This is a genomic window from Achromobacter sp. (genome assembly GCF_036567245.1).
Taxonomy (GTDB): Bacteria; Pseudomonadota; Gammaproteobacteria; order Burkholderiales; family Burkholderiaceae_B; genus Achromobacter.
Window position 1 is genome coordinate 24,984 of sequence record NZ_DATCUY010000119.1, and the last position, 8,058, is coordinate 33,041.

6 protein-coding genes and 1 tRNA gene are annotated in these 8,058 nt (G+C 63.3%); 3 read left to right on the forward strand and 4 right to left on the reverse strand.

Translation table 11 applies throughout. From position 1 onward, the window contains the following. Both VIR09_RS05395 and VIR09_RS05400 read left to right on the forward strand, forming a co-directional pair. On the forward strand, positions 1 to 987 hold the full coding sequence (locus VIR09_RS05395; protein ID WP_332011943.1) for a tripartite tricarboxylate transporter substrate binding protein: 987 nt from the start codon (positions 1 to 3) through the stop codon (positions 985 to 987). Positions 988 to 991: 4 nt separating this feature from the next. Beyond that, positions 992 to 2,575 carry a sulfatase-like hydrolase/transferase gene (locus tag VIR09_RS05400; RefSeq protein ID WP_332011944.1) on the forward strand — a complete coding sequence of 528 codons (1,584 nt, stop codon included), beginning with the start codon at positions 992 to 994 and terminating at the stop codon, positions 2,573 to 2,575. Between the two features lie 60 nt (positions 2,576 to 2,635). Here VIR09_RS05400 and VIR09_RS05405 read toward each other — a convergent pair whose 3' ends face one another. Next, positions 2,636 to 4,792, reverse strand: coding sequence for a LamG-like jellyroll fold domain-containing protein (locus VIR09_RS05405; protein ID WP_332011945.1), 2,157 nt, complete (start codon positions 4,790 to 4,792; stop codon positions 2,636 to 2,638). A 276-nt stretch (positions 4,793 to 5,068) separates the two neighbouring features. Here VIR09_RS05405 and VIR09_RS05410 point away from each other — a divergent pair, with 276 nt between their 5' ends. After that, positions 5,069 to 5,620: a hypothetical protein gene (locus VIR09_RS05410; RefSeq protein ID WP_332011946.1), complete on the forward strand. Its 552-nt coding sequence runs from the start codon at positions 5,069 to 5,071 to the stop codon at positions 5,618 to 5,620. A gap of 118 nt (positions 5,621 to 5,738) precedes the next feature. On the opposite strand, the gene VIR09_RS05415 is transcribed toward VIR09_RS05410, so the two are convergent. The 3 genes from VIR09_RS05415 to VIR09_RS05425 all read right to left on the reverse strand — a co-directional run. Further along, positions 5,739 to 5,815: transfer RNA gene (locus VIR09_RS05415), tRNA-Pro, on the reverse strand. Between the two features lie 130 nt (positions 5,816 to 5,945). Beyond that, positions 5,946 to 6,911, reverse strand: a complete 966-nt coding sequence (ispB, locus tag VIR09_RS05420) for an octaprenyl diphosphate synthase (RefSeq protein ID WP_041654444.1) — start codon at positions 6,909 to 6,911, stop codon at positions 5,946 to 5,948. Between the two features lie 193 nt (positions 6,912 to 7,104). Continuing rightward, positions 7,105 to 8,058: fumarylacetoacetate hydrolase family protein (locus VIR09_RS05425; protein WP_332011947.1), on the reverse strand; the 954-nt coding region annotated here is incomplete at its 5' end.

An 8,058-nucleotide genomic window follows, 5' to 3' on the forward strand; every position in this document is an offset into this window, starting at 1 on the left:
ATGAACATGAGCCGTCGTTCCGCCCTGCAGTCGACATTTGCTTTCGCCGCATCAGCCCTCTTGCCCAAGGCGGCTGACGCGCAGGATTCATGGGTTCCCACCAAGCCGATACGAACCATCGTTCCGTATTCGGTAGGCACTCCGCCCGACGTGGTTACGCGCATCGTCGCAGCGAAAATGACGACGAGTATCGGGCAATCCGTGTATGTCGAGAATCGGCCAGGCGCGACCGGCACGGTAGGCCTGGGCGAACTGCTGCGCCAGCCATCCGACGGCTACACCCTCATGACCATGCTGCAACCCATCTCAGTCGCGCCCGCACTCTATCCGGCCCTGACCGTGGACCTGTCGCGCGACCTGAATGCGGTCGGCCAGTTCACCAGCTATTGCAATGTGCTCACCGTCCACCCCAGCATTCCAGCCCGGACGGTCGCCGAATTGGTCGCGCTTCTGAAGGCCAAGCCCAGTGAATTCAATTTCGGCTCGGGCGGCAGCGGTACGCCGGCCCATCTTTCGGGTGAACTGTTCAAGCAACAAGCGGGCGTGCTGGCGACCCACGTGCCCTACAACCAATTCCCGCAGGCGGTGGGCGATCTGTTGCAGGGGCGTCTGCAGTTCATGTTCGTGACCAGCAGCGTAATCGTTCCCCATATTCAGACAGGCCGCGTCCGCGCGCTCGCCGTGACCGGCGCCAAGCGGATTTCCGCCCTGCCGGACGTACCCACGATGATCGAATCGGGATACCCGGAGTTCGACGTCAGCGGCTGGGACGGCTTCGTCGTTCGCTCCGGCACGCCGGCAAAAGTAATCGCGCGGCTCAATGCCGAGCTTGCCAAGGCCGTGAAGTCCCCCGACGTTGCGGACCGGTTCCTGGCATTGGGCGTAGACCCCGTCACGGGCAATCCCGCGCAGTTCTCGGACCTTATCGCCGCCGAGTCCCGGCGTTGGGGAAATCTGGTTCGCAGCGCCGGAATCAAGGCGGAGTAAAAGCATGGATGGCAAACGCGGCAAGCCGATGAACAAGATCAAGAATGTTCTTTTCATCATGTGCGACCAACTGCGCGCCGATTATCTTGGCTGCTATGGGCATCCCACCATAAAAACGCCGAACATCGACGCCCTGGCGGCCCAAGGAGTGAAATTCACCCGTTCATACTGCGCGGCGCCAACCTGCGGCCCCTCGCGCATGTCGTTCTACACAGGGCGGTCCATGTTCAGCCATGGCGCCATCTGGAACTTCGTGCCATTGTCCATCCGCGAACAGACCATCGGAGATTTTCTGCGCCCGCATGGCGTGCGCGTGGCGCTGGCGGGAAAAACCCATTTCGCGGCCGACATGGAGGCGATACGGCGTCTGGGCATTCCAGCGGCGGACGGCTCCGCAATGCTTGAAGGCGGTTTCGAAGTCGTGGATCGCTACGAAGGACACGCGGACCCCGGCGGCGATCATCCCTACACGCGCTTTCTCAGGAACGCGGGCTATGGCGGACCGAACCCGTGGGACGAATTCGTGATGTCCGCAACCGATGTCGCGGGCACGCGCGTCAGCGGTTGGAAGATGCGCAACGTGCATTTGCCGGCGCGGGTCCGGGAGGAACACTCGGAGACGGCCTACACCACGGACGTGGCGATCGACTTTGTCCGGCGGCAGGACGACCAGCCCTGGTTCCTGCACCTTTCCTACATCAAGCCGCATTGGCCTTACCTGGCGCCCGCGCCGTACCACGACCTGTACGGCGTGGATGATTGCATCCCGACCGTCAAATCCGAAGCTGAGTTGATCAACCCTCATCCCGTCTATGCCGCCTATCTGAAGCACCGCGAGTCGGTGAACTTCGCACGCGACGAGGTCGCGGCACGGGTCAAGATTCCCTACATGGGGTTGATCTCGCAAATCGATCATCATCTCGGCCGCTTGATGGCCACTTTGCGCGAAACTGGTCAGGACCAGAACACGCTCATCGTCTTCACGTCAGACCATGGCGATTATCTGGGCGATCATTGGCTGGGCGACAAGGACCTGTTCCATGAACCTTCGGTGCGCATTCCGATGATCGTGGTCGATCCACACGACGATGCGTCGGCAAGCCGAGGCAGCGCTTCAGCCGCGCTGGTGGAATCCATAGACTTCTTGCCGACCGTCATGGATGCGCTGGGGTTCGAACGACCCAACCATTTGCTCGAAGGCGATTCCCTGCTGGGCCATACCCGCGGCCGCAACCCGGGCTGGCGGGATGCGGCCATCAGCGAGATTGACTACGCCTATCGCGAAGCGCGCGTTGAACTGGCCCAGGATCCCCGGCATTGCCGAGGCTACATGGTGCGCACCGAGAACTGGAAGTACATCTATTGGGACGGACACGCCGAACAGCTGTTTGACATGTCGCTCGATCCTGACGAATTGCGCGACGTCGCCGGCGACGAGGGACTGTCTCGCGTGCTGTCAGAACACAAGGAACGGCTCTTCGAATGGATGCGCACGCGCAAGCTCAGCGTAACCGTGCCCGACGAGAACATCGTGGTCTCCCGCCACACGATCGAGCCGCGGTACGGTATCGAGATCGGCGTTTGGTAGCGGTCAGCTGCCCCGCGCCCAACCCGGGCGGGACGCGCCACGCGCGTCCCGCATGCTGGCCTAGCTAGCGCGGCGCGCGGTCAGCCACTGCGCGGGCTTGAGCGCCTTGTCCACGATGCGGATCTCGCCGATGCTGCCGAAGAAGCCATCGGCGCGCTGGCCGTCCCACGAACCCGCCCCAATGACCCAGGGCATGTCGGCGGCCAGCGCCGCCAGGCCAGGCGCGTTGCTGACGTTGCGCAATACCGGCGCGCCCTCGATGTAGAGAATGGTCTCGTGTGTGTCGGCGTCGTTGACCACCGCGACGTGGAACCATTTGTCCGCGATGATCTCGCCCGACCAGTTGGTCTTGCCGCCGCGCGCACCCGCCACGACCGGCACGATTTCCCACTGGATCTCGCGCAGGCTGGACACCGCGAAGATCAGGGGCGGGGATTCGGGGTCGCCGCCATTGAACCCGGCCAGATCGCCGCGCTTGCCGTCGCGCGTCATCATGTTCATCCAGGCGTGCTTCTGCGCGCTCCAGTCCTTGCCTATCTTGAGAAAGGCTTCGACCGTGTAGCCGCTGGGCACCGTGGCGCTGTTGATCACGGCGGCGGCATCAGTGGTGAAGTAGCTCATGCGCGCCGTGTTCTTGTCCGTGTTCAGGAAGCGCACCGAACCGGGCGCGGCGGACAGGAAATGGTGATCGTCCGACCAGAGCAGATCGCCTTCCTGCGCACCGGCCACGCCATCCACGTTGAGCGCCGCACGGCGTATCGGGTTCAGGCCGGTCACGTCCGCGACGGTCTCGCCCACCTTGACGGGCTGCCCGGCCTGGCCGCCGAAGAAGCGCCAGTGCGCCAACGTCCCGGCCACCTGCGGATAGTCATTGACGTCGGCGGCTGGCTTCTGCTCGACGGTCGCGGGATCCGTATAGTTGGCCAGGATCAGCGCCGTGGCTTGTTCAACCAGCGAGGTATGCGTGGGCGCCGCGGCCTTGAACGTCTTGTTGAAGCCGGAGAAGCGGCTGGCGAAGTCCATCTTGATCGTGAACTGCTCGTTGGGCGCGGTCAGCAGCGCCTGGTCGAACGCATTGAGCGTGTCCTTGGGCTTCTGCGGCACCCAGGGCGAGAACGACAGCACCCGGATCTCGTTGTTGCCCAGATCGAATTCGTACAGGCGCATCAGGCCATTGCCGCCCTGATAGGCCATCTGGTAGTCCACCACCATTTCTTCCACTGCGTGGCCGTAGGCATTGGTCTTGGTGAGACGGGTGGCGCCGTGATAGTGGCCGTTGAGCGTCATGAAGATCTGATCGTTGTCGCGGATCAGCTTGTCCCACAACATCTTGCCGTAGGGCACTTCCAGCGGGCTGACACCGTCCTTGTCGATGTTCAGCAACTGGTGGTTGACCAGAATGGCGGGCAGCGTGGGATTGGCGCGCAGCACCTGGTTGGCCCAGGCCAGCGCGTCGTTCGACGCGCGCCAGGACAGCGACAGCACCAGGAACTTCTGCCCTTCGGCCTCGAACACGTGATACTCGTGAAAGCCGCTGGCGTCGCGGCCGCCGAAGGTGGCCTGCTGCTTGGCGCGCGTGACGCTGAAATGCTGCAGATAGGGTTCCTTGGTCAGGTCGCGCTGCGCATCGGTATTGGCCGACTGGCTGCTCTCGTCCACATAGTCGCGGTCGACGATCACGTCGTGGTTGCCCGCCAGGATCGAGTACGGCACCTTGCCGTCTTCCAGCACTTTCATCGCAGCGCTGGCCACCTTCCATTGGTCGGGCTTGCCCTGCTGGTCGACCACGTCGCCCAGATGGACCAGGAAAGGAATGTTCAGCGCCTTGGCGTGCTCGGCCACCCAACGCGTCTGCGCCTGGTAAGGCTCGCTGCCGTACTTGCGCATGAACTGCTGGTTCTCGGCGTCAGTGGCGTAACGCGAATAGAACTGCGTATCCGGCAGCACCGCCAGCGCGAAGCTCGACACCAATGCCGGCTGAGGCGTGCCCGTGCCGCCATCGACATTGCCATCGCCATCGCCATCGCCATCATCGTCGTCATCGCCACCGCCATTGCAGCCGCTAAGCAGGAAACTGCCGCCCATGGGTAGCAGCGTCACGCCCAAGCCGGCGCGCAACAAACTGCGCCGACGGTTGTCGGGTGCGAGCGGCGAGGCCGCTGCCGCCTGTTCCGCGATCTGCGCATCGCCCTGCCCGTTCTTGCTGCCCTTTGTCATCTCTGCTGCCTGTGTAAAAAGGCGGAAGTCTAGAGAGGCGTAATGACGAAGGAATGACTCAGTCTGACTTGCAAATGCAAAAGTGTCGGCCGCACTGATGACATCTGACTGGGCGATGCATCTCAAGCTTCGCGGGAAATAGCCGTTAACAAACGAGAGACGTCTGGAACCAGGCGCGAGGCGTCCAAGAGCGGAGTATCGCTATTTAGCGGCCGCGAGCAGCGGACGATGCACCAACTACCAAGGCAGCAGATGAAGACAACACGAGGAGTAAAAATGGCAATGATCGGCATTGCCATACTGGTCTCGGGGTGTGCCCCGAAAAGTCCGTATCTACCGAAGGAATACGATCCGGCGGTCAGCGCACGGTTGCGCGTCTACTTCGGACCCGCAACAACAATCATCCTGAATCGAACCTGCCAGGATGGCGTGCGCCCGTATGCCTTCGAAGCCAACGATCCCCTGGTTCGAGGATTCAGCAATACGGTGATCGGCATGCCCATGCCTAATACTGACGCCCAATACTATTCCGAATATGTCGTCACGGCGGGAATCCCTATCGACATCCACTCACGCGGCGGCGGATGGAGCCATCCGAACTCCATAGGCATATCCATGTACAGCAGTCCTTTCGGCCAAGCGATCAGCGCGGTGCTTGAGCCAGGCAAGGACTACGAGACGTACTATCATCATCCCGATACGATCTTGCGTGAACTTGTCGTTGCGGACGGAGTGGTGCGGACGCGGCCCGTCGCTGTAAAGAAGTTCGAGAAATGCAAAAACGTCACGGTCGAGCGCAAGCCGCTACCCATGGGCGGGAATTCCTAGAGGAGCGTCGCGCATCATCCAAGGACCAAGGCGGACACCGCCTTGCCGCGACCCAAACAAAAAAGACCCAATGGCCGCGAGGCTAAAGGGTCTTTCGTCGGGTGTGACCACAAATCAGTGGTCGGGGCGAGAGGATTCGAACCTCCGACTCCTGCGTCCCGAACGCAGTACTCTACCAGGCTGAGCTACGCCCCGGTTACTTCAACTTCTTTGACTTCGTTGCGCTCAGTGCAACCAAATCATCTTTCGCTTTCACTATCAACCGCCACGTTTCAGGCTACTGGGTTTCCCCGATTGGGTTACCCCAATTTTTCGCCTAATTCGCTTAGCGATCTCTATTCACCGCGAAAGCGCAGAATTCTAACAGAGAATTTAGAAAAGGGGAAATGGGGTAGCCAGAAAGTGCCTGGCGAGCCAGATCGGCCTCGGCCACGGCGGCCTGGCGGGCGTGTTCCAGGGCGTCGGTAGCCTGGATGGCGGCGGCTACGGCGGCGAAGTCGGCGTCGCCGGTCTTGATCGCGTCGCGGATCAATTGCTGCTGTTCCGGGGTACCCACTTCCATCACGCGGATAAGCGGCAGCGTGGGCTTGCCCTCGCGCAGGTCGTCGCCGACGTTCTTGCCCAGGGCGGCGGCGTCGCCGCTGTAGTCCAGCACGTCGTCCACCAATTGGAAGGCGGTGCCCACGTGGCGCCCATAGGCGGCCGCAGCGGCTTCCTGCTCGGGGGTGGCGCCCGCCAGCACGGCGCCCACCTGGGCGGCGGCCTCGAACAGCTTGGCGGTCTTGTAGCGCACGACTTGCAGGTAGCGTTCCTGCGAGACGTCCGGGTCATGCACGTTCAGCAGTTGCAGCACCTCGCCTTCGGCGATCACCGTGGTGGCTTCGGACAGGATGCTCATGACGCGCATCGAGTTGGCTTCCACCATCATCTCGAAGGAACGCGAATACAGGTAGTCGCCCACCAACACGCTGGCGGCGTTGCCGAAGACCGCGTTGGCGGTGTCGCGGCCGCGGCGCAGGTCGGATTCGTCCACCACGTCGTCGTGCAGCAGCGTGGCGGTATGGATGAACTCGACCACGGCGGCCAGCAGTTGGTGGTGCGTGCCCTCGTAGCCCAGCGCGCGCGCCACCATCAGCACCATGGCCGGTCGCATGCGCTTGCCGCCCGCTCCAATGATGTAGTCGCCGATCGTGCGGATCAGGACCACTTCGGAATTCAGCCGCTCGCGGATGACCGCGTCGACGGCTTTCATATCGTCTGCAATGGGGGCAACAAGCTCGGGGAGATTCAAGACGTATCCGGGAGAGTGAAACGAGCCGTGGCGCGGACGCGTGCCGGCTCTTACCGCTGGGCCCGCCGCAGAGGGCGGGGGATTCGACCAAGGATTATACGGGGAGTAACGGACGCGAGCCGTCATCCAGGCGAATCACCGGCCGGGGCGCCCCTGCCCCACGCCGCCAGACGGCGGATCGGGATCCTCGCCGCTACAGGCCGCGCGCGGCCAGGTTGGCGTAGAGCGCGCGCACCCCGAAGGTCCAGGGCTCGATCTCGGTGGCCAGCCGCACTTCATTGACCAGCGCGCCCAGGCGCTCGGAGGCGATCACGACGCGGTCGCCCAGCTTATGGGTGAAGCCGGTGCCCGGGCCCATGCGGTCCTGGGTGGGCGAGAACATGGTGCCCAGGAACAGCATGAAGCCGTCCGGATACTGGTGATGCCTGCCGCAAGCCTGGCGAACCAGGTCCAGCGGATCGCGGCTGATCTCGCGCATGTGACTGACGCCGTCCAGCTCGAAGCCGTCCAGGCCCTCGATGCGCAGGGAGACGTCGGCCTGGCGCACGCTGTCCAGGGTGTAGCCGCCGTCGAACAGGCGGATGAAGGGTCCGATGGCGCAGGAACCGTTGTTGTCCTTGGCCTTGGTCAGCAGCAAGGCGCTGCGGCCTTCGATGTCGCGCAGGTTGACGTCATTGCCCAAGGTGGCGCCGACGACTTCGCCGCGGCTGTCCACCGCCAGCACGATCTCGGGTTCTGGATTGTTCCAGCGGGACTCGGGCAGCACGCCGATCCGTGCGCCGGTACCCACGGACGCCATGGGCGGCGCCTTGGAGAAGACCTCGGCATCCGGACCGATGCCCACCTCCAGGTATTGCGACCACTGGCCGCGCCCGATCAGTTCGGCCTTCAGTTTGGCCGCTTCTGGCGAGCCCGGCCGCAGGCGGGACAGGTCCGAACCGATCAGCGCCTGCATGCGAACGCGGATTTCCTCGGCGCGGCTGGCGTCGCCGCCCGCCTCTTCCTCAATCATGCGCTCCAGCAGGCTGATGGCGAAGGTGACGCCCGCCGCCTTGACCGGCTGCAGGTCGCAGGGAGCCAGCAGGCGCAGCCCGTCCTGACCCGCCAGGCTGGCGGCCATCAGGGTCCGCACATCGCCCAGCGACTC

Excerpts from the sequence above, each read along its gene's own strand:
- VIR09_RS05395 (WP_332011943.1), top strand. The coding sequence starts at position 1 with ATGAACATGAGCCGTCGTTCCGCCCTGCAGTCGACATTTGCTTTCGCC.
- VIR09_RS05400 (WP_332011944.1), top strand. The coding sequence starts at position 992 with ATGGATGGCAAACGCGGCAAGCCGATGAACAAGATCAAGAATGTTCTT.
- VIR09_RS05405 (WP_332011945.1), bottom strand. The coding sequence starts at position 4,792 with ATGACAAAGGGCAGCAAGAACGGGCAGGGCGATGCGCAGATCGCGGAA.
- VIR09_RS05410 (WP_332011946.1), top strand. The coding sequence starts at position 5,069 with ATGGCAATGATCGGCATTGCCATACTGGTCTCGGGGTGTGCCCCGAAA.